We start from the raw sequence: 22,250 nt of genomic DNA, 5'->3' as shown, positions 1-22,250 counted from the left end.
ATCGGCCTGTGGTCCCCATAGGACACCCAATCGCCGGAGGCCCCCCATGTGTGCGCTCAACATTGCCCGGATCGACCCGGTTTCCCTGCGTGACACGGTGTATGCCGAGCTGCGCGGGGCGTTCACGCGCGGCGAGTTCGGCCCCGGCGACGCGGTCTCCCTGCGCGGGCTGGCCGAGATGCTGGGCACCTCGATGACCCCTGTGCGCGAGGCCGTGCGGCGACTGGTGGCCGAGGGCGCGCTGGAGGATATGCCAAACCGCAGTCTGCGCGTGCCCGACCTGCCAGAGGCGCGCATCCGGGAGCTGTGGCGCGCGCGGCTGTCGCTGGAAGGCCTGGCGCTGGATCTCGCCATGGACCGGATGACCGATGCGGCCCGGGCCGAGCTGTCGGCGATCCTGACGCGCGAGGGGCCGCAGCCGGACTTGCAGCAGAATTACGACTTCCACCTGACGCTTTACCGGCAGAGCGAGAGCACGGTGATCCTGCCCCTGATCGAGGCGCTCTGGCTGCAATACGGCGCCTGTTTGCATCTGGTGATGCAGCACCCGGACGCCCGCGAGATCGCGCAGCACACGCACCACCTGGAATTGCTGGCGGCATTGAAGCGTGGCGACCGGGTGGCGGCGCAGGCGGCGCTTGCCCGCGATATCGGCCGCAGTTTCGGGGTCTTGCTGCCGGAGGGCGGGGCATGAGCGCGCCGGACCGCGCGCGCCTGGGATCGCTGGAGATTTCCCGCGCCCTGACCGGTCTGTGGCAGGTGGCGGATATGGAAAAGGACGGTGCGGTTTTGGACCCTGAGCGGGCGGCGGACGCGCTTGGGGCCTATGCGGCGGCGGGCTTCGACAGTTTCGACATGGCCGATCATTACGGCAGCGCTGAGATCATCGCCGGGCGGCTGCTTGCGCGGGGCACGCAGGCGACGGTGGCGACCAAGTGGTGCCCGCCCCCGGGGCCGATGACCGCGGAGGTCGTGCGCGCGGGCGTAACCGAGCGGCTGGACCGGCTCGGCGTGGACCGGGTCGATCTGCTGCAGTTCCATTGGTGGAGCTTTGCCCATCCCGCCTGGCTCGACGCGCTGCACGAGATGGCGCGGCTGCGCGACGAGGGGTTGATCGGCGAGATCGGCGTGACGAATTTCGACGCGGCCCATCTGCGGCTGGCGGTGGCGGACGGGGTACCGCTGGTGTCGAACCAAGTGTCGTTCTCCCTGCTCGACCGGCGGGCGGCGGGGCCGCTGGCCGAGGTCTGCGCGGCGACCGGCGTGCGCCTGCTGGCTTACGGCACGCTCTGCGGTGGGTTCCTGTCGGAGCGTTGGCTGGGTGCGCCGGACCCGGCCGGGATCGGCGACTGGTCAAAGATGAAGTACCGCCGGTTCATCGCGGCGGCGGGCGGTTGGGACGGGTTCCAGCGCCTGATGGCAGCGGCGGCGGAGGTCGCGGCGCGGCACGGGGTGTCGGTGGCCAACGTGGCGACCCGCTGGGTGCTGGCGCAGCCCCATGTGGCGGGCGTGATCATCGGCGCACGGCTCGGCGAGCGGGCCCATATCGCCGACAACGCCCGGCTCTTCGGCTTTGCGCTGGATGCGGCGGACCGCGCCACGCTGGCGGCCGGGTTCGCCGCCACCAGCCCGGTGCCGGGAGATTGCGGCGACGAGTACCGCAAGCCCCCCTTCCTGACCGCCTCGGGAGATCTCAGCCACCACCTGTCGGAGATGCCAAGCGCCGTGCGCGCCCGCCCGGGCCCGCGCGGGCCGCTGGTCACCACGGGCACGGAGTGGGAGGAGATCGCGGGTTACGCAAGGGCGCGGGCCGATGACGGCACGATCCGGGTTTCGGGCACCACGGCGACGGCCGGTGCAGACCGGGTCGTGGCCCCGGACGACGCGGGCGCGCAGACGACCTTCATCCTCGACCGGATCGGGGCGAGCCTCGACGCCCTCGGCGCCAGTCTCGAAGACGTGGTGCGCACCCGGATCTACATCACCGATGCGCGGGACGTCGAGGCGGTCTCCCGCGCCCATGGCCGGGTCTTCGGCGCGATCAAGCCCGCCAACACGCTGGTGGTCGTGGCCGGCCTCATCGGCGGCTACCGGGTGGAGATCGAGGCCGAGGCCCATCGCCCTGCCTCCTGAACCTCCGTCAACGGACCCCGGCCCGCGCGGCCCCCTTCATCTGTGTCAAAATACTCCGGGGGCGCGCGGCCCCGCCGCGCGGGGGCAGCGCCCGCCCCCGGCGACGTGCGCAGCACGGCGCAAAATCCAATCACGCGACGTGCGCAGCACGGCGCAAGGCCTTCTTGGCATGACAATGGCAGCGTGGCACACCCTCGGTCGCGACCGGGGCGAGGCCCAGTCCGGGGCGTACCAACTCGGCTCGCGCGCAAAACCCGCCCCCGCGCCCGTTTGTCCCGTTGATCTCCCGCATGGGCTGATTTACCCGGGGCGCAGATGTTGGTATACCGTCGTGTACGGAACACCGACACCCCGAACTGAACCGCCCCTGCGCGCGCCCCGCGCATCTCCAGGGCACCGACCCGATCCAGAATCGCCCAAAGGTAGTTGAACATGGCTGATCAAACGAACCCGGATATCGTCTATACCACCGTGGACGAAGCGCCCGAACTGGCGAGCGCGTCGCTCTTGCCGATCATCCAGGCCTTCGCCGCCCCTGCGGGCGTGTCGGTGGGCAAGAAGGATATCAGCCTGGCCGCCCGCATCCTGGCCGCGGTGGCGGGCGCGCCGGATCACCTGGCCGAGCTGGGCGGGCTGGTCAAGACGCCCACCGCCAACGTGATCAAGCTGCCCAACATCTCCGCCTCCCAGCCGCAGCTGGATGCCGCCATCGCCGAGTTGCAATCCCAGGGCCACGACATCCCCGCCTATCCGGCCAACCCGACCACCCCGGAAGAGGAAAGGATCAAGGCCGCCTATGATGCGGTCAAGGGCTCGGCGGTGAACCCGGTGCTGCGCGAGGGCAATTCCGATCGCCGCGCAGCCCAGGCGGTGAAGAACTATGCCCGGGCCAATCCGCACCGGATGGGCGAATGGACCGCCGACAGCAAGACCACCGTGATGACCATGGGCACGCGGGATTTCTGCTCCAACGAGACCTCGACCACCATCACCGCGGCCCAGGCCGGGCCCGCGCGGATCGAATTCGTGGGCGCGGACGGCACCACGGTGCTGAAGGAGGGCGTGCCGCTCGACGCGGGCACGGTGTGCGATGCGACCTTCATGTCCGTCGCCGCCCTGCGCGACTTCCTGGCCGAGACGATCTCGGCCACGAAAGAGGCGGGCATTCTTTGGTCGATCCACCTGAAAGCCACGATGATGAAGGTCTCCGACCCGATCATCTTCGGCCACGCGGTGGAGGTGTTCTTTGCCGAGCTGTTCGAGAAACACCCGGAGCTGACCGGCGCGCGCGGCGGGCTGGGCACGGTGCTGAACGGCGCCTCGGACGCGGTGCTGGCCGATTACCAGGCGGTGCTGGACAAGCAGCCGCCGATGTACATGGTCAATTCCGACACCGGCCTGACCAACCTGCACGTGCCCTCGGACGTGATCATCGACGCCTCCCTGCCCGCGATCATCCGTGCGGGCGGCAAGGGCTGGGGCCCGGACGGCAACGAGGCCGACACCGTCTGCGTCATCCCCGACAGCAGCTATGCGCCCGTCTATGCCGAGACGATCGAGTTCTTCAAGAAGCACGGCAAGCTCGATGTCACCACCGCCGGGACGGTGCAGAATCTCGGGCTGATGGCGCAGAAGGCCGAGGAATACGGCTCCCACCCGACCACGTTCGAGGCCCCTGCCGACGGCACCATCCGCATGATCGCGGCCAATGGCGATGTGCTGCATTCCCACGAGGTTGAGAAGGGCGACATCTGGCGCTCCTGCACCGCCAAGAAGGCGCCGATCGAGGACTGGGTCAAGCTGGCGATCGAGCGGCAGAAGCTCACGGGCTATCGCGCGATCTTCTGGCTGAACGCCGACCGCGCCCATGATGCCGAGCTGATCAAGCATGTCACCCCGATCCTGGAGGCCGCGGGCGTGGCCGACAAGTTCGAGATCATGTCGCCCGCCGAGGCCACGGTCGCGAGCCTGGAGACGATCACCAAGGGCGAGAACACCATTGCCATCACCGGCAACGTGCTGCGCGACTACCTGACCGACCTCTTCCCGATCCTGGAGCTGGGCACCTCGGCCAAGATGCTGTCGATCGTCAAACTGATGCAGGGCGGCGGTCTGTTCGAGACCGGCGCGGGCGGCTCGGCGCCCAAGCATGTGCAGCAGTTGCAGGCCGAAAACCACCTGCGCTGGGACAGTCTGGGCGAGTTCTGCGCCCTGGGCGAGAGCTTCAAGTTCCTGGCCCAGAGCCGGGACAACGCCAAGGCGGGCGTGCTCGGCGACGCGGTGGAGGCGGCGACCCAGAAGGTGCTGGAATTCGACCGCTCCCCGGGTCGCAAGGTGGGCCAGCCCGACAACCGGGCGAGCCATTACTGGTTCGCGCGCTATTGGGCCGAGGCCCTGGCGGCCCAAGACAAGGACGCCGAGATCGCGGCGCATTTCGCGCCCATCGCGGCAAAGCTGGCCGAGAACGAGGAGACCATCCTGGCCGAGTTGGCCGCGGGCGCGGGCACACCGGCGGATACGGGCGGCTACTACCATAACGATCCCGCCAAGGTCGCGGCGGTCATGCGGCCCAGCCCGACCCTGAACGCGATCATCGGCTGAGCCGGGCGAAACACGGATGAAAGGCCGTCCTTCGGGGCGGCCTTTTGCGTGCCGCGACCCGAAGGGGCCAAGCGGTTTCGAAACCGCTTGATCCGCGCGGATGGCCGGGGGCACGCCCCGCAAGGCGCCGCGGCCCTGCCGGGTGTGCCGGCAACGACCCTGCATTCCCGGATCGCGACGCGGGAAATCCGCCCGGGGGCTGGGACCAACGCGCTTCGAAGCGCATTGTCCGGCGCGGCCGCGACCGGGTGCGCCCCGCACACGGTCCCGTTTGTAATCCGGCCGCAACTGGCGCTATATCGAGGCGACGACCCGCAATCCCGGCCGAACCGCCGACCCGATCGAGGACCCCCGACATGAAGATCGCCTGCACCATGTCCAATGCGCGCGGCGGCACCGACCTGCTGCTCTGGAGCCTCGCGGCCCGGATGCAGGCAGCCGGCGTCACCCTGTGCGGCACAGTCCAGACCAACACCGATTGCGGCGACGACAAGCCCTGCGACATGGATGTCAAGATCCTGCCCGACGGGCCGGTGGTCCGCATCTCCCAAAGCCTCGGCGCGGGGTCCCGGGGGTGTCGGCTCGACCCGCAGGCCCTGGAAAGCGCGATCGGGCTGTCGGAGGCGTTCCTGCCCCAGGCAGACCTGCTCTTTGTCAACAAGTTCGGCAAGCAGGAGGCCAGCGGCCGCGGCTTCCGGCCCCTGATCGCCGAGGCGCTGGCCCGCGACATCCCCGTGCTCGTGGGGCTCAACAGCCTCAATGCCGAGGCCTTCGAGACCTTCACCGGCGGGATGGCCGAACGGCTGGAGCCGACCGAGGCCGCGGTGGAGGCATGGCTCTGGGCCGCGCTCGGCAGTGACCCGGACCGCTGGGCCGCCACCCGCGGCGCGCGCCAGAGCGCCTGAGCCCCGCCCCACACCGCCCCGCGCAGAAGACGCTGGAAAACCGCCGGTCCCGCCACTAGCCTGCGGCCGCAGCACCCCCGACCGGAAAGCCCGAGCCCATGAGCACCGCCGCCGATCTCCACCCGATGGCCCCCGCGCATTTGCCGCCCTATGTGGCGGGCGCCGATGGCAGCGACTTTCTGATGAGCTTCATGGTGGTGTTCCTGATCACGGTGATCCTGGGGCTGGGCGTGGCCTATTTCACCCTGCATGCCCTGCCCGAGAAGATGGCGCACCGCTCCAACGCGGTGCAGCTGCAACTGATCAGCGTGCTGGCGATGCTGGCGCTTTTTACCCATAACAACCTCTTCTGGGTCGCGGCCCTGGTGCTGGCGGCCTTCCGTCCGCCGGATTTCATCACGCCGCTGAACTCAATCGCGCAATCGCTGCGTAACCTTGCCGGAGGGCCGCGACGCGACGAGGCCCCTGCCCCCACAGCCGAGAAAGAGAGCTGAGCCATGCTGGAATTGATGCTGTGCTCGATGCTCACGGTGCTGCCCGATTACCTCTACCGCAGCCGGGTGCAGGGCAAGACCTGGGGGCAAGAGATCACCTTCTTCACCATGTGGTACGAGCTGCGCTGGGGCATAACCCTGTGCGCGATGCTGACCATCAGCCTGATCACCGTGGTGTTCTATTTCCACCCCAGCACGTCCAACGTCACCTCCTTCTTCCGCACGGTGACGATCCTGTCCGAAAGCGCGGGGCGCGTGGACGAGGTTTATGTGGATATCAACCAGGAGGTCGCCGCGGGCGATCCGATCTTCCGGCTCGACAGCTCCCGGCAGGAGGCCGCGGCCGAAACCGCCCGCCGCCAGATTGAGGAGGTCGATGCCGCACTCCTGGTCGCGCAATCCGATCTGGGCGGGGCCACCGGCGCGCTGGAACAGGCGCAAGCCGCCTACCGGCAGATAGAGCAGGATCTGAAGCGGCGCGAGACGCTGCTGGCCGAAGGCTCCTCCGCCGTCACTCAGCGGGAGGTCGACACCCTGCGCAACCAGCTCGACGAGGCGCAAGGCGCGCTCGATGCCGCCGAGGCGAACCTGCGCTCGCTCCAGACCCGGATCGAGGTCGCCCTGCCCGCCCAACGCGCCACGGCCCAGGCCGCGCTGGCCCAGGCCGAAACCGAGATCGGGAAGATGACCGTCTATGCCGGGATCGACGCCCGGATCGAGCAGTTCGATTTGCGCGTGGGCGATATCGTCAACCCGATCCTGCGCCCCGCCGGTGTGCTCGTGCCGCTGGATTCCGGGCGCAACCGGTTCCAGGCAGGTTTCCCCCAGGTCGCGGCCCAGGTGATCCGCCCCGGCAGCGTCGCCGAGATCGCCTGCGTCTCGCAGCCCTTCTCGATCGTGCCCATGGTGGTGGTGCAGGTGCAGGACGTGATCGCAGCAGGCCAGATCCGGCCGTCGGACCAGCTTCTGGATATCGGTGCCCAGGGCGCGCCCGGCACGGTCACGGTGTTCATGGAGCCGCTCTATCCCGGCACCACCGACCTGATCCCGCCGGGCAGCCGCTGCCTTGCCAATGCCTACACCAACAACCATGAACGGCTGGAGACCGAGGACCTGGGCTTTTTCCACCGGATCGGCCTGCACGTGGTCGACACGGTGGGCGTGGTCCATGCGGCGGGGCTGCGCCTGCGCGCGCTGCTGATGCCCTTCCAACTGCTGGTCTTCACCGGCCACTGAGCCCTGCACCCGCCGGGACAATGGGTGGAGCATATGCGGCAAGGCATTGACCTGAAACGGTTTTGTTACGCCGCGGCGGAAACGGCCTTTACAAGCCCGCGCCATATGCCCTACCAAATCCGGGCGCGGTCCCTTAGCTCAGCTGGATAGAGCAATCGCCTTCTAAGCGATCGGTCGAGGGTTCGAATCCTTCAGGGACCGCCAATCCGGCGCCTTTACCATCTTCGCCTGTTGGAATCTGATGCACCGGGCTGGCCCGCCTGCCACTGGTCTGCGGATGTCGCGCCGGATGCGCCATTCTATCCTGCGGGGGTCCGCGCGGCGGCCTCCGGTTGGGGCACCGACGTCGCGCAGGCAGGGTGCGGCGCGCGGCCCATGGCATCGCTGGGATCGAACCGGCGGGACAATTCGACGAGCAGCTTGGGATAGCAGGGTTTGCGGATGGCGATCCGGTCGCAGATGTGAAGATGGCGCGCCAGGGACACGTCCCGCAAAACGCGGACCGAGGCCATATCGAGCGTGCCCGCCTCCTGGTACCCTGCGAGGAATGCGCGGGCATGGTCGTCGAAGACCTGCACCGCGCCGTGATCGCGCAGCCCCTGCTCATCGAGATGGGCAAGGAAATTGCCCACATCCACGTGCCGGTCCCCCATGGCCAGAAGGTCGAGGTCGATCATCCAAAGGCGGCTTTCCTCCACGAGCAGCTGGTCGGGATAAAAGTCGCGGTGCAGCAGGACATCCGGGCGCTTCGGCACCCGGTCGAGGGCAATCCGCGCCGCCCGGCGCAGGCCCGCCAGCGCCTCGGCATCGCCGGGATGCGCTTCGGCCGCATGGTCCAGCGCCCGCGCGAGCACGTCCCATTCGGCCTCCGGCGTCCAGCGCGGCACGCCCTCGACATGGCAGGCATGCAGCGCGGCCAGCGCCCGCCCGGCTTGCCGGAACGGCGCCACCGGAGCCTTGGGATGCAGGCAGGCGGTGAGGGTCCGGCCAGGCACCTTCCGCATGCTCCACGCGCGCAGACGCGGCGGGCCGGGCCATGCCTCGGGCACGGCAAAGGCCCCTGCCCCGGTTTCGGTGAACCCGGCCGCGCGCAACGCGGCATGATATGCCGGGGTGGCATGATCGGCCCGTTTGGCGCGCGTCTTGATCAGATAGTCGGTCGCATCTCCTGCCGCGTCCCGGGCGGTCACGTCGATCAGTGCACGGCGTCCGGGTTTGTGCCGCCGGAGTTTGGGCGGCGCGACCACGGTGAGGCTTTGATGCGCCGCAAGGGCCTGCGCTGCCCCTTGCGGATCGAGCAATGTTGCGAGTTGGGGCAGTTCCGGATCGACCTGTGGCGCCGGAGCGGTGCGGAGGCCCGCTTCGACCCGGTCCAGCAGTGCGCAAGTCCGCGCGGGCCAATCGGGCAGCTGATGACGAAACGCTTCTCCCAACAGCAGGAAGAGATGGGCGGTTTCCTGCACCGACCAGGACGCCGGCAGAGGCCGCACATCCCCGTAACCGGCAAGCAGGGCCTCGGTCGCGGTCTTCGCCGCCGCCTCGGGCAGGTCGTGCCACAGGCGCTGCACCTCCAGCCGGGCCAGCGCGCTGCCGAGATCGGACCCCTGATCGCCCATCGCGGCGCGATCCCAGTCGATGATGGTGATCGTGTCCTCTGTGCCCACCAGGATCTGGTCGGCAGAAAAATCCCCATGGATCAGGCCGTGCTGCTCCGGCACCGACGCGAGGGCCGCGACGAGCCGTTCGGCAAGGTCGCTGGCGCGGGCGCGCTGCTCCGGCAGCAGGCGGCCGATGTCCTTGGCAAGGGCGCGCAGGCGGCGAACCGCATCGAACCGGGTGGCCTGGAATGGCGTCCGAAGGCGGGCGCCATGGGCGGTGGCAAGGGCCGCTCCGGCCTGGCGGAAGGCCCGCGGGTCGAGCGCCGCATCGTCGGCCGGGCACAGGCTGCGCCCGTCGATCCAGTCGGACACGATCAGCCCGCGCTCGGCGCAGGCCGCGAGAACGCGCCCATGCCCGAGCGTGGCGGCCAGCAGGATCCCCGACAAGGCCTGCGCATGGGCCTTGCGCGTGTAAGCCTTCAGGAACGCCCGTGTGCCGCCCGCGTCGAGGCGCGCGACCAGACGGCGGGTCGGACGGTGGCTCAGGGGGTGCAGCACGCCCCGGGACAGGGGATGATCGCCCAGCAGGCGCGCCAGCTCCGCCGGCCTGCTTTGTTCGGGCCAAAGCCGTTTCAGACCGGGAATGTCCCGGTCCGCGGCGGGGGATTGCGCCACCACGTGCCGGTCGCGCAACGCTTGGGGCGCAAGGTCCTGGCCGCGCGCAAGCACCTGGCCATGCCTGTCGCGGGTCAGCGCCTTGAGCCACAGATGGCGACCATCCGCCAGGCGCACGGCGCGGGTGCAGCTGGTGCCGGGCTTGTAGCGCAGCGACCCCAGCGCCGCGATGGGCGCGCCGAGACCGGCCTCCAGCGCCGAGCGATCCAGCAGCAGCGCAAGCCCCGGCAAGCCCGGATCCCGCGCGATCAGCGCATCATTCTGCGGCATGGGCGACCCCCGTCTGCATCTGCTCGGCCCAGAGCTTGGCATAGAGCCCGCCTTGCGCCAGCACGTCCTCGTGGCGACCGTTCGCGACGATCCGCCCGCCCTCCAGGCAGATCACCCGATCCGCCCGGGCCGCGAGATGGAGATCATGGGTCACCATCAAAAGCGTGCGGTTCTCGGTCAGCTGCCAGATCGCGTCTGCCAGGTTCGCCTGCGTGGTCGCATCCAGACCGGTGGTCGGCTCGTCCAGCAGGAAGATCGGCGCGTTCCTGAGAGCCGCGCGCGTGAAGGACAGGCGCTGGCGCTGGCCGCCCGACAGGGTGCTGCCGCGTTCCGCCAGCACCGTGTCATAGCCCTGGGGTTGCGACAGGATGAAGTCATGGGCCCCCGCAAGCTGCGCGGCCGCGATGATCTCGTCAGGGGTCGGTTCGTGACGCGCGGCAATGCCCAGATTGCGCGCGATGCTGGCATGAAACAGCACCGGATCCTGCGGCACGAAGGCAAAGCTGTCGCGGACATCCTCCACCGCCAGGGCCCGCAGGTCCCGCCCGTCGAGGCGCACGGCCCCCGCATCGGGATCCTGCAAGCGCATCGCCAGGGACAGGAGCGTCGATTTGCCTGACCCAGACGGGCCGGTGATGGCAACCCGCTCGCCTGCGCGGATCGAGATCGAGATATCCTTCAGGATCTCGGAGCCGCCCAGGTTCAGAGACACGTTTTCGAACGCAATCCCCCCCTGGATTTCGGGCAGTTTGACGGGCGTCGCGAGGCTGGTCAGCTTCGTGTCCTCGTCGAGCAACGCAATGACCCGCTCCCCGGCCGCGGTCGCCTTGGCCAGGCGGGCGGCATATTTGGCGTAGTCGCGCACGGGTTTGAACGTGTTCTTGAGGTAGGTCAGAAAGACGATCAGATCCCCGGGCGTGGTGCGCCCGTCGAGGATGGACAGCCCCCCGAACAACAGCACCAGGCCGATGCCGACACCCACCAGGATATCGACCCGGCGTTCCAGCCCCGCGGTCAGCCGCTTGGACTGCACGCCCTGTTTCAACTCAGCGGCATTGTCACCGAGAAAATCCTTGCTCATCGCTTTCTCGAGGCCGAGCGCCTGGACGATGGCCACGTTCGACATCGCCTCGGATGCGGAGGCCGCCATGGCCCCTTCGGTTTTCCGGGTCTTGCGGCTGACCGACTGGATACGCCGCCCGATCCGCATCGTCATCAGCCACAGCACGGGCAAGGGTGACAGCGCGATCAGGGCAAGCTGCCAATCGATCCAGAGCATCACGGCGATCATGCCGACCAGCACCAGCGCATTCACGGCCAGCGGCAAGGCGGCGGTGACGGTGGTCTCCTTGAGCATGCCCACATCGGAAATCAGCCGCAGGGTCAGGTCACCGGGGCGGGATTTCTGGTGAAACGCCACGGACAACCGTTGCAGATGCTCGAACAGCGTCGCGCGGACCTTCGCCAGAACCCGCGCCCCGGCGAGCGCGAAGGTCACCCGTGCGGTGAACTCGAACGTGGCGCGCAAGCCCATCACCAGGACTATGGACAGCGCACACAGCACCAGGAGCATGATCGGATCGGTCAGCCCGAAGGGCATCCCTGGCTCCGTTCCGCCCCGCCCGGGCACGAACATGTCGATCACGAACTTCAGCGGCCAGGGCTCGGCCAGCTTGGCGAAGACGGCCGCGAGCATGGCCAGCGCCCCGCCCGCGATCAGGGGACGCTCGTCGCGCATGAACGGGGCCAGTCGCCGCAACACCCGGCGCAAGCCGGGGGCGGTCTCCGCCAACGAGGACGGGCGGCTGCCGGACCGGGCCATCAGGCGGCCAGGACCGAAGGGAGCGGCAGGCCGTCCAGGCTCGCCCGCAGGACGTGATCCCAACTGGCGGTACGGATCACATGGGCGCGCCCGCGCTGGCCCCGCGCGCGCCCGACCGACGGGTTCTGCGCCAGGTGGACGATCGCCTCGGCCAGCGCAGCGGGGTCATCGGGCGGCACCACCGCGCCCGCCCGGGGCGGCAGGACCACATCGCGCATGTTGCCCCGGTCACTGACGAGAACGGGCAGGCCCGCCGCCATGTATTCGTAGATCTTGAGCGGCGAGAAATAGAACGGATCCCCCCCGCGATAGGGGGCGAGCCCCACATGCATCCGCGCCAGCAGCGCCGGGATGTCCTGCGACGGCGCCGCGCCATGGAAGTCGACCGCGTCGACAAGACCGCCCTCGCGCGCCTGCGCCTCGAGGGCCGGGCGCTCCGGACCGTCGCCGACCACCAGCAGCCGCGCATCGCGCACCGAGCGCCGGACCAGCGCCAGCGCATCGATCAGGCAGGCCACATCGTGCCAGGGCTTGAGCGTGCCGACAAACCCGAGGGTGAAAGGCGGCCGGAACCCGGGTGGCACCGCAAAGCGGTCCGCATCGACGCCATTCGGCACGACCTTGACCGACCGGGCGCCGAAGCCTTCGGCATAGGCGCCGACCGCATCGGAGACGGCGATGATCCGATCCGCCGCCGAGATCGAGGACCGGGCACGAGCCGCCGCCTCGTCCGAATTCTGCAGAACCCGGTGGCGGCGCTGTTCTTCCAGAAGCGGCGCGTTGACTTCCAGCACGCTGGGGATCCGGCGCGCCGCACCGAATTGCATGGCCGCGTCCGAAAACAGGGCGTGCCGCTCATAGATCAGATCGAAAGGTCCGTGGTCCTCCATCGCCTGAGCCAGGCACGCATTGGCCGCGATCAGCGCGCGTTCGCGGACCTCGGGCGCGCCCTTGGCCGGTTTCGGCAGCGGCACCCAGGTCACCGCGGCCAAATCCTCCGGCAACGGCGCGCGGGACGGCGGCGCAAACAATGTCACCTCTGCGCCCATGCGCAGCAACGCACCGAGGATCGCGCGCATATGGATCGACGCCCCCTTGGTGCCGGTGGGCGATATGCCGGGATCGGTCGAGACATAAGCCACGCGCATCAGGCTGCTCCCTTCAGGCCGGCGGGCACAGGGCCCGCGCAGGACGCAAAGAGCTCGCGCAACCGGGCCGCGTTGCGGTCGATGTCGAACTCTTCCTCGATCAACCGGCGCGCATTGCGCGACACGCGCCGGCGCAGGTCGATGTCGCCAAGCATCTGCGAAATCGCGGCGGACAAGGTGTCGGGGTCGCCCTCGCTGGCCAGCAGCCCGGTGTCCCCCGGGCGCAGGATTTCCGGCAGGCCGACCACATCCGTCCCGATGCAGGGCGTTCCAAGCGCCATCGCCTCCAGCAACACGGTGGGCAACCCGTCGCGGTTGCCATCGCGGGCCACGATACAGGGGCAGACCAGAACGGCGGCGTCGCGCATGGCGGCGATGACCTCGGATTGCGGGCGCGGTCCTTCGATGGTCACCTGACCCTCCAGGCCCGCCGCCGCGATCTGGCTGCGCAGGTTGTCCTCGTCCTCCCCCATGCCGATGATGCGGCAGCGCGGGGTCTGCCCCTTGCGCGCCAGCTGCCACAGGGCCTCCACAAGGATATGGAACCCCTTCTTCTCGATCAGGCGGCCCACGGCGAGGATATCCGTCTGCCGCGCCGTCGGCTCGGACCACGCAAAGCCCGACAGATCGAGTCCGTTGTAAAGCCGCACGAGCCCGCCCGCGTCCTTGCCGAATGTCTCGGTCATGTAGGCCAGGTTGAAATCCGAAACCGTCACCGCCGCCGCCGCATCGCGCAGCTTCACGTCCAGCTCGATCGGCGGGTCGTAGCGGTAATAGATATCCTTGGCATGGGCCGTGAAAGTATACGGAATGCCGGAAACCTGCGAGGCCACGCGCGCGACCGTCGTGGCGACCGTGCCGAAATGGGCGTGGAAATGCGTCACGCCAAGGCGTTTGGCATCGATGGCCAGCGCAAGCCCCTGCGCAATGGCATCGGTTGCAGCGCCCGTGGCCAGCGCCCGTTGGGGCGCACCGGGATAAAGCGCCTCGGCCTTCTCCAGAAGGTCCCGGAACACGCTGACAGAGCGGGTCTTCTCGGGGATCCGGTGCACGGGCGCGCGCACTTTCGACAAGATGTCCTGGAAATGCGTGTCCATGACCGGGCGCAGCGCGAATATCTCCACCTGCTGGCCCGCGCGCTCATGGGCGAGGATCTCGTGGACGATGAAGGTCTCGGAAAAGCGCGGGTAGCGCTTGCAGATATATCCGATCTTTCCCTGTTTCGGTGGACGGATATGGATCATGGCGATCTCCTTTTCTGATCGGATCACTCTGCGGCGATCTGTTGGTAATCGGGGTAAAGCGCGGCCTGGGCGAGGGCGGCAACAGAGGCCAGCCCATCGGTCCTGATCCCATGAGGGGCCGCGCGCGGGATCGGGCGCGCCATCCACTCCGACAAGGCCGTCGGGGACAGCCCCCTGGGGTGGCAGATATCGACAAGCCCGCGGTCGCTCAGGGCGCGCGCGCGGATCAGCTGCTCCGTGCGCGGCGCGACCCTTGGCACGATCAGCGCCGGTTTCTTCAGGGCCAGGATCTCGCAGGTCGTGTTGTAGCCCCCCATCGCCACGATCCGGCGCGCCGCGGCCATCAGCGGCAAGAGGTCCGGCACGAAGGGCACCACCTGCATGCCGCGATTGCCCGCCGCGATCTGTCGGATACGGGCCAGGGCGTCCGCATCCATTTGCGTGCCCGGCACGATGATGCCGCGGTGACCCTCCGGAAGCTCCGCCGCCGCGAACGCCTTGCACAGGTCGAGACCGTCGCGCCCACCGCCCACGGTGCACAGAACCAGCGGCGCCTCTCCACCACTCGGCGCGACCTGGGCGGGCCAGTCCTTCAGCAAGTAGCCGGTATGCACGATCTCGACGGTGATGCCGGTCAGATCGCAGTCCTTGAACACGTCATAGACGGCCGGGTCCCCATAGACCCACACCGCATCGAAATAGGTGTTGATGGTCTCGACATGGCGCTGGCGCAGCCATTGCCGCCGCACGGTCGCCGGATCATCGAGGATATCGCGACACCCCAGCACAAGCCGCGTCTTGCCCCGTTTGCGAAGCTTGCGCAGCGGCCCCTCCAGTTCCCCCTGGGCGCCAAGCGGGACATTGTCCACGATCAGCAGGTCGGGCGCGAACCGCTTCAGGGTGGCCGCCAGGATCGCCTCGCGCAGGGCGCGCAGCTCGCACAGCTCCATGTTCAGGCGCCGGGCGGTGTATTGGCCATCCGCGTGCTTGGCATAGGCCGGCAGCGTCAGAACCTCGATGCCGTCGGGAATGTCGAAGGCCCCGACTTCGTAGGTCCCGGCCACCAGCATCACATCCGGCTTCGACGGCAACGCACGCAGCTTCTTGGCCAGCATCAGGTTGCGCCGAAAGTGGCCAAAACCGAGCGTGTCATGGGAATAAAGGGCGATACGGTTGGCCTGCATCCTGAAACCTTTTGCTGTGGGCTGAACTTCGTGAAGCAGTTGGCGCAACCGGCCGATTGGTCCATTAAACTGGGGTTTATGGGCACCTCTCTGCCATAAACCATCGGTCTAGATCGCCGCTTTCAGCGCGGAATACCCCTGCGACTCGTGCCCTTTGCGATTTTGACGGAGCTGTCGCGGCGGTGTCTGACGACACTCTGACAAGGACAAAAGCCCTCGGGTCGACGGCGGCAGGAGGCGGACTTGCGCGCCCCCGGTCCCACGACCGGCCTTCCCCGAAGCGCGGGGGGGGGGGCCACCGCACCGACCGACAGCCCCTGCGCGGCACTGTCGCGCGGTGCAGGCGTCGGGTATCGGATCGATGGCACGCGGTTCCCACGAGCGCGCCCCCGCCTGCCGGGCGCGGCGAGCGACCCGTGGATCGGCCAGGCCTTCGGGCCCGAAGGCTGGCAGATCAATGTCGGATCGAACGGCAGGATCGTTTCTTGAACGCCATCAATCGAAAAATTTAATACTACCCATTTCGAATAAGGATTGAATGAACCTGGAATTCCGAAAAGCGTCTACCCCTGAAATACCCCGGGCTGGATTCAGATTTAGAACCACTCGTCAGGCAATCCGTTGATGTACCTGCGATTTTTCGAAACGCACCCCCGAACGCGTGAGCTTCCGTGTCTCGACCCCGGGCAACTGAAAACACAACATCACTGTATTGAAGTCTTCATTCAAAACGCTTTCAATTGACGCACGTAACCCAATGCGCATTCACCCGAAATCTTTTGACAAATCAACACGTTCCAACAGAACGACTCCCCGAGCCCGACTGCTGCAGTCCCGCGCCATGCCCTGCACCACCCCTGTGGCGGCATCAGGACGGAACACAAACCACTTTCGCTGCACCATGAAAACAAGGCGAATCATCCAAAAAAAGAGCGTTGGAAAGGGGCCATAGCACGCTTCGAGCAAAGCGCTGGCGCAGGCATCCGACGCTTCCCTGGCACGCCGCACCGCAGAATATACTGCAGTCAAGATCACAGCGCGGACGGCAGTGAGATCAACGTTCTTTCAAAAAAACATGATGAGGAAACACCTTAGCCTGACAACCCGCCCGTGCGCACCGCCCGGTACACCTGCACTTTGCCACGAAATAAAAAGAAAGATTTCTGCGGAATTAGGTTAACAAAAGATTAACACCGGCCTAGGACGTTAACTAATATTGAGTTACGGTAAACTGGCGGTTTTAGCCGCAGTTAACGTGAAAGGTAAAACGACATGAGACTTGGTAAATTTCTCGCGACAACCGCTGTCGCGGTGATCGTCGCAGGTGGCGCCTCCGCGTCGACCATCAGCGACATCGTGATCACCAGCGTGACAGGTGCATGGACCAGCGTCACCGGCGGCACGAACGTGAGCGGGCTCACCACAAACGCCATTTCCTGGGGCACGACCACGCCCTCCGGTGGACCGCAGAGCGGCTACACTTTTGTTGGCGTCGCCCCGCCTGCAACAGCCCCTTTTTCATCTGACACGGTGTTCACCCTGGGCGATTTCACCCACGACAACTTCCCAATCAACTCGGGGACATCCATCACCGGAGCCACGCTCGACGTGACCACGGAATTCACGATCGGTGGTGTCGCAGGATCGCTGACGTCGCAGTTCATTTTCGATCATTTTGAAACGCCGAACGATCCCGGTGGCGCCCCCTGCGCAGCTGGCGGTCCCGAGCCATGTGGCGACTTGGTGACCCCCACCCTGAATGTCGGCGCGTCCGACTCCCTCACAATCGATGGGGTAGACTACTTCGTGTCCGTGACGGGGTTCAACATGGGCGCCAGCTTCCTGACTGCAGAGAATGCGTCGAACACGGCGACCCTCCTGGGCACATTCACCGCTGACGTGGCTGCCATCCCGCTGCCCGCCGCGGGCTGGATGCTGCTGGCCGGTGTCGGTGGGCTGGCCGCCCTGCGCCGCCGCAAGAAAGCCGCCTGACCGAGGCCGAACCTGCGCACCCCCGACGCGGCATCGGTCGCGTCGGGACATGAACCCTCGACCGGGACCGGCCTTGCAAGGGCATGGGGCGTCCAATACCAGTACGCTCCCTGCATGTGTCGGTCCCGACTTACAGGTAGCGCGCGACCAGCGCCTCCAGCCGTTCCTGCCCGCCCGAGACCGGCTGCGGATCAAGCCCGGTCTCCATCACATGGGCGAAGCAGTCCTCCAGCTTGCCACCGTTCAGCATCGCTTCCGCCGAGGGCGCGCGCCAGCCCGCATAGCGGTCCTCGCGCCGCCGCTCCAACTCGCCATCCTCCAGCATCCGTGCCGCCGCCTTCAGCCCCGCGGCACAGACATCCATCGCCGCCACATGGGCCGCGATCAGGTCCTCCGGATCCAGCGATTCCCGCCGCAGCTTGGCGTCGAAATTGGTGCCCCCGGTATCGAAGCCGCCCGCGCGCAGGATCTCGTAATAGGCCAGCGCCACCTCGGGGATGTTGTTCGGGAACTGGTCGGTGTCCCAGCCCGACTGGTAATCGTTGCGGTTCATGTCGATCGAGCCGAGGATGCCAAACTCCCGCGCGAGCGCCAGCTCGTGCTCGAAGGAATGCCCGGCCAGGATCGCATGGCCCTGCTCGATATTCATCTTCACTTCGTCCTGCAGGCCGAACTCCGACAGGAAGCTGAACACCGTGGCCACGTCGTAATCATATTGGTGCTTCGTGGGCTCCTGCGGTTTCGGCTCCAGCAGGATCGTGCCCTCGAACCCGATCTTGTGCTTGTAATCCACAACCATCTGCAGCATCCGGCCCGCCTGCTCCCGCTCGCGCCCCAGATCGGTGTTGAGCAGGGTCTCGTACCCCTCGCGCCCGCCCCACAGGACATAGTTCGCGCCGCCCAGTTTGTGGGTCGCGTCCATGCAGGTCTTGATGGTGGCGGCGGCATAGGCGAACACATCCGGGTCCGGGTTGGTCGCCGCCCCGGCCATGTAGCGCCGGTGCGAGAACAGGTTCGCGGTGCCCCAGAGCAGCCGCTTGCCGCTCGACTCCTGCTTCTGGCCCAGGTAGTCCACCATCGCTTCAAGGTTCGCGGTGGTCTCGGCGAAACTCCCGCCCTCGGGGCGGATATCGGCGTCGTGGAAGCAATAGAACGGCACGTTCAGGATGCGGAACATCTCGAACGCCGCATCAGCCTTGGCGCGGGCATGATCCAGGGTGTCGCCGAACCACGGGCGCTGGAAGGTCGGGCCGCCGAACGGGTCGCCCCCTTCCCAAGCAAAGGAATGCCACCAGGCCACGGCGAAGCGCAGCTGATCCTCCATCCGCTTGCCCATGACCATCTCGTCGGGGTTGTAGTGCCGGAAGGCGAAGTCGCTGCGGGCCTCGGGGCCTTCATAGGTGACGGCGGGGATCCCCGCGAAAAAATCGCTCATCGGTCCAGTCCTTTCAGGGCGGTGTATGTGGCGCGGTAGGTGGCATGGGCCTCGCCGAAGGCGTCGGCAAGGGCCGGCACCGGATCGAGGCTCCGCGCGATGGGGGGCCGGGTGGCCAGCGCCGCCCCCTGCCCCGTCGCCGCCATCATGCCGAGCCGTGCCGCGCCGAACGCGCCGCCGTAATCGCCCGCTTGCGGCAGGTCGATGGGCAGGCCGATCAGCGTCGCGATCATCCGCACCCAGGTGTCAGACTTGGCCCCACCGCCCACGGCCACCAGCCGCTCCAGCCGCGTGCCCGTGGCCGCCAGCGCGTCGAAGCTGTCGCGGAAGGCAAAGGCCACGCCTTCGAGCACCGCGCGCGCCAGCGCATCACGGTCCGCGGCATGGTCGATGCGGGCAAACGCGCCGCGAATGGCCGCATCGTTATGGGGCGTCCGCTCGCCGCCCAGATAGGGCAGAAAGACCGTGCGCCCGGGCGCCTGCAGGGGGCCGAGCCCGCCCGTCAGCGTCGCTGCATCGGTCCCACAGGTCCGCGCGAACCAATTGAGCGCGTCCGTGGCCGCCAGGATCACCCCCATCTGATGCCAGGTCTCCGGCAGGGCATGGCAGAACGTGTGCACCGCCGTGGCCGGGTCCGGCGCATAGGCGTCGCAGGCCGCGAACAGCACACCCGAGGTGCCCAGCGAGACGAACCCGTCGCCCGCCCGCACCACGCCCATCCCGATGCCCGAGGCGGCGTTGTCGCCGCCCCCGCCTGCCACCGGCACGCCGCGCGGCAGACCCCAGGCATCGGCGAGACTGTCGCGCAGGGTGCCCGAGACCTCGGATCCCTCTACCAGCCGGGGCATGTGATCCCGGCTCAGCCCCGTGGCCGCCAGCAGCGGCGCGGACCAGTCCCGCGCGCCGGTGTCGAGCCAGGAGGTGCCGGCGGCATCGGACATCTCCGCCACCGCCTCCCCGGTCAGCCAGAGCCGCAGGTAATCCTTGGGCAGCAGCACCAGCGCCGTGCGATCGAACACGTCCGGCTCATGGGCGCGCACCCAGGCGAGCTTCGGCGCGGTGAAGCCGGGAAAGACGATATTCCCCGTCACAGAGCGAAATGCCGGGTCGGCATCCAGTGCGGCCGCCTCCGCCGCCGCGCGCGTATCGTTCCATAGGATGCAGGGCCGCAGCACCTCGTGGGACGCATCGAGCAGCGTGGCCCCGTGCATCTGCCCCGAAAGGCCAATCGCCCGCACCCCCGACAGGTCCGCGCGGGCACCCAGCGCGGCCATCGCCGCCTCGGTCGCCGCCAGCCAGTCGCACGGCATCTGCTCCGACCAGCCGGGATGGGGGCGCGCGACCTCCAGCGGAGCGGTCGCCTCGGCCACCAGCGCCTGGTTTTCGTCGATCAGGACCGCCTTGAGCCCCGATGTCCCCAGATCCAGTCCCAGATACATCAGGCCACCGCCTTGGGGTTCTTGCCCAAAATGATCATCGACAGGATGTCGTCCTCGGTCACGTCCTCCACCCGTTCGGTCCCCACCAGCTTGCCGTTCTTCATCACCGACACCCGGTCGCACAGCTCCAGCATCTCGCGCGTGTCGTGGGAGATCAGGAAAATCCCCAGCCCCTGCGCCTTGAGCTCCTTGATCAGGTCCGCGACCATCTGCGTCTCGTGCACGCCCAGCGCCGCCGTCGGCTCGTCCATGATCAGGATCTGCGCGTTGAAATAGACCGCCCGCGCAATGGCAACGGATTGCCGCTGCCCGCCCGACAGGGCACTCACCGGCTCGCTCAGTTTCTGGAAGTTCGGGTTCAGCCGCGCCATGATCCTGCGCGTCTCCGCCTCCATCCGCGTGTCGTCCACAAAGCCGAGGCGCGTGGTCAACTCCCTCCCGAGAAACAGGTTCGAGGACGCATCGAGGTTATCTGCCAGCGCCAGCGTCTGGTAGATCGTCTCGATATTGTAGCGCCGCGCATCCCTCGGGCTGTTGATCTCGGCCTTCTTGCCGTTGATCCGGATCTCGCCGCTATCCTTGCGGTACGCCCCCGCCAGGATCTTGATCAGCGTCGATTTTCCGGCCCCGTTATGGCCCAAAAGCCCCACGACCTCGCCCGCGTAAAGGTCCAGCGACACGCCGTCCACCGCGCGAATCCCCCCGAAGGAGATCGAGATATTGTCCAACTCCACCAAAGGCGTGGTCATGATTTCGCTCCCATCCGCTTGCGATAGAGGATGTCGATCAGAACCGCGGCCACCAGAACCGTGCCCACGACGATGTTCTGCAGCGGCGCATCGACGCCGACCATGGCCATGCCCGATTGCAGCGACTGCATGATCAGCGCACCGAGGATCGCGCCATAGATCGTGCCGATCCCGCCCGCCAGCGCCGTGCCCCCGATCACCGCCGCGGCGATCACGCGCAACTCGTCCAGCGTGCCGATGTCATTGGAATGGTTGGTCAGCCGCGCCGAGGCCACGATGGCCGAAATCGCACAGAGCGCCCCCATCAACGCGAATACCTTCACCGTCAGCATCCGCGTGTTGACCCCCGACAACTCGGCCGCGTCCGGGTTGCCGCCCGTGGCGAAGATGTAGCGCCCGAACCGGGTCTTCTTGGCGATCACCGTCATCGCCACCGCCACCGCGATCAGCAGCAGCACGGAATAGGGGATCCCGTAAACCTCGGTATAGCCCTCGGGCATCACCTCGCCGCGCGCCTCGAAAAGCCGCCGCAGCCGCGCCGTGGGCACCTCGTAGCTGTTCAGGATCGCCACGAAGCCGAGGATCGCGACCGACACCACCCCCATCACCGTCAGTTCCGCCCAGACGGGCTTGACCGGCGCGTCATGGGCGATCTTGTTCTTGCGCCCCGACCACAGCGCCCAGCAGGCCGCGACCACCGCGACGAGACCCACGATCCAGCTCAGGGTCGCGCCCAGCGTCCCGTTGATGCCGCCAAGGGTCATGAAGGTCGGATCGAGCGGCCCGATGGTCTGCCCGTTTGTCATGTACCAGGCCACGTTGCGCCACACGAGCAGACCGCCCAGGGTCACGATGAAGGCCGGGATCATCAGATACCCCACCAGGTAGCCCTGGAACGCCCCGATCACCGTGCCCGTGACCACGCCCACCAGCATCGCGATCCACGGGATCGCCGGATGGCCCAGCTCCAGCCCGAAGACCTGCGGCAGGATCGCGGTCTGCGTCATCGCCATGGCCGCCGAACAGGTGGCCAGCAACGCCCCCACCGCCAGGTCGATATGGCGCGTGACGATGATGAACACCATGCCCGTGGCCATGATCGCCACGCTCACGGTCTGGATCGACAGGTTGAAGATGTTCCGCGCCGTGAGGAACCGCCCGTCCGTCAGCAGGTTGAAGACCAGGCACACCAGAACGAAGGCCCCGATCATGCCCAGAAGGCGGGTATCGACCTCCAGGGTCTGCAGGAAACTGCGCTTGGCCCGGCTGGGCAGGCGGCTCTCGGTCGGGGATGCATCGGACATGGGTCAAGTCCCTCCTGATCC

16 protein-coding genes and 1 tRNA gene are annotated in these 22,250 nt (G+C 67.5%); 8 read left to right on the top strand and 9 right to left on the bottom strand.

The genetic code is table 11. The features are described 5' to 3' along the window. The first annotated feature begins 46 nt into the window (after positions 1–46). The 7 genes from PVW48_RS00315 to PVW48_RS00285 all read left to right on the top strand — a co-directional run bounded on the left by PVW48_RS00315 (position 47) and on the right by PVW48_RS00285 (position 7,573). Positions 47–694, top strand: a complete 648-nt coding sequence (locus PVW48_RS00315; protein WP_274579764.1) for a GntR family transcriptional regulator — start codon at positions 47–49, stop codon at positions 692–694. Then, the gene (locus tag PVW48_RS00310; protein WP_274579763.1) at positions 691–2,133 is read left to right on the top strand and encodes an aldo/keto reductase; all 1,443 of its coding nucleotides are present in this window, start codon (positions 691–693) and stop codon (positions 2,131–2,133) included. Before PVW48_RS00315 ends, PVW48_RS00310 begins: the two co-directional genes overlap by 4 nt. Before the next feature lie 432 nt (positions 2,134–2,565). Next, the gene (locus tag PVW48_RS00305) at positions 2,566–4,734 is read left to right on the top strand and encodes an NADP-dependent isocitrate dehydrogenase (RefSeq protein WP_274579762.1); all 2,169 of its coding nucleotides are present in this window, start codon (positions 2,566–2,568) and stop codon (positions 4,732–4,734) included. A 356-nt stretch (positions 4,735–5,090) separates the two neighbouring features. Further along, on the top strand, positions 5,091–5,639 hold the full coding sequence (locus PVW48_RS00300) for a DUF2478 domain-containing protein (protein WP_274579760.1): 549 nt from the start codon (positions 5,091–5,093) through the stop codon (positions 5,637–5,639). A 98-nt stretch (positions 5,640–5,737) separates the two neighbouring features. Next, the gene (locus PVW48_RS00295) at positions 5,738–6,133 is read left to right on the top strand and encodes a hypothetical protein (protein ID WP_274579758.1); all 396 of its coding nucleotides are present in this window, start codon (positions 5,738–5,740) and stop codon (positions 6,131–6,133) included. 3 nt (positions 6,134–6,136) lie between these two features. Continuing rightward, positions 6,137–7,369, top strand: coding sequence for an HlyD family secretion protein (locus PVW48_RS00290; RefSeq protein ID WP_274579757.1), 1,233 nt, complete (start codon positions 6,137–6,139; stop codon positions 7,367–7,369). Positions 7,370–7,496: 127 nt separating this feature from the next. Then, positions 7,497–7,573: transfer RNA gene (locus tag PVW48_RS00285), tRNA-Arg, on the top strand. Between the two features lie 95 nt (positions 7,574–7,668). Here PVW48_RS00285 and PVW48_RS00280 read toward each other — a convergent pair. Genes PVW48_RS00280 through PVW48_RS00260 form a run of 5 tightly spaced genes read right to left on the bottom strand, consistent with a single transcriptional unit; the run spans position 7,669 to position 15,310 of the window. Then, the gene (locus tag PVW48_RS00280; RefSeq protein ID WP_274579755.1) at positions 7,669–9,912 is read right to left on the bottom strand and encodes an aminoglycoside phosphotransferase family protein; all 2,244 of its coding nucleotides are present in this window, start codon (positions 9,910–9,912) and stop codon (positions 7,669–7,671) included. Next, positions 9,899–11,734 carry an ABC transporter ATP-binding protein gene (locus tag PVW48_RS00275; RefSeq protein WP_274579754.1) on the bottom strand — a complete coding sequence of 612 codons (1,836 nt, stop codon included), beginning with the start codon at positions 11,732–11,734 and terminating at the stop codon, positions 9,899–9,901. Before PVW48_RS00275 ends, PVW48_RS00280 begins: the two co-directional genes overlap by 14 nt. Beyond that, entirely contained in the window at positions 11,734–12,882 is a 1,149-nt protein-coding gene (locus PVW48_RS00270) for a glycosyltransferase family 4 protein (protein ID WP_274579753.1), read from the bottom strand. The genes PVW48_RS00275 and PVW48_RS00270 overlap by 1 nt, the downstream gene beginning before the upstream one ends. Then, positions 12,882–14,126 (bottom strand): glycosyltransferase family 4 protein, encoded by a 1,245-nt coding sequence (locus PVW48_RS00265; protein ID WP_274579752.1) that lies wholly within the window; start codon positions 14,124–14,126, stop codon positions 12,882–12,884. The genes PVW48_RS00270 and PVW48_RS00265 overlap by 1 nt, the downstream gene beginning before the upstream one ends. 23 nt (positions 14,127–14,149) lie before the next feature. Then, positions 14,150–15,310 (bottom strand): glycosyltransferase family protein, encoded by a 1,161-nt coding sequence (locus PVW48_RS00260; protein WP_274579751.1) that lies wholly within the window; start codon positions 15,308–15,310, stop codon positions 14,150–14,152. 1,272 nt (positions 15,311–16,582) lie between these two features. Between PVW48_RS00260 and PVW48_RS00255 the strand changes: the two genes are divergently transcribed. After that, entirely contained in the window at positions 16,583–17,302 is a 720-nt protein-coding gene (locus PVW48_RS00255; RefSeq protein WP_274579750.1) for a THxN family PEP-CTERM protein, read from the top strand. A gap of 130 nt (positions 17,303–17,432) precedes the next feature. Here the strand turns inward: PVW48_RS00255 and xylA are convergent, their stop codons facing one another. From xylA to PVW48_RS00235, 4 genes are read right to left on the bottom strand one after another with little or no spacing between them, the layout of a single operon-like run. Beyond that, a complete protein-coding gene (gene xylA / locus PVW48_RS00250; protein ID WP_274579749.1) occupies positions 17,433–18,737 on the bottom strand; it encodes a xylose isomerase in 1,305 nt (434 codons plus the stop codon). Next, complete coding sequence (xylB, locus tag PVW48_RS00245; protein ID WP_274579748.1) at positions 18,734–20,176, bottom strand: xylulokinase; 1,443 nt, start codon at positions 20,174–20,176, stop codon at positions 18,734–18,736. Before xylB ends, xylA begins: the two co-directional genes overlap by 4 nt. Continuing rightward, the gene (locus tag PVW48_RS00240) at positions 20,176–20,925 is read right to left on the bottom strand and encodes an ATP-binding cassette domain-containing protein (RefSeq protein WP_274579747.1); all 750 of its coding nucleotides are present in this window, start codon (positions 20,923–20,925) and stop codon (positions 20,176–20,178) included. Before PVW48_RS00240 ends, xylB begins: the two co-directional genes overlap by 1 nt. After that, on the bottom strand, positions 20,922–22,229 hold the full coding sequence (locus PVW48_RS00235; RefSeq protein WP_274579746.1) for a sugar ABC transporter permease: 1,308 nt from the start codon (positions 22,227–22,229) through the stop codon (positions 20,922–20,924). The genes PVW48_RS00240 and PVW48_RS00235 overlap by 4 nt, the downstream gene beginning before the upstream one ends. Positions 22,230–22,250 lie beyond the last annotated feature (21 nt).

It is taken from the genome of Dinoroseobacter sp. PD6 (genome assembly GCF_028807315.1).
GTDB classification, from domain to species: domain Bacteria; phylum Pseudomonadota; class Alphaproteobacteria; order Rhodobacterales; family Rhodobacteraceae; genus Dinoroseobacter; species Dinoroseobacter shibae.
This window is presented reverse-complemented; position numbering and strand designations above follow the sequence as displayed.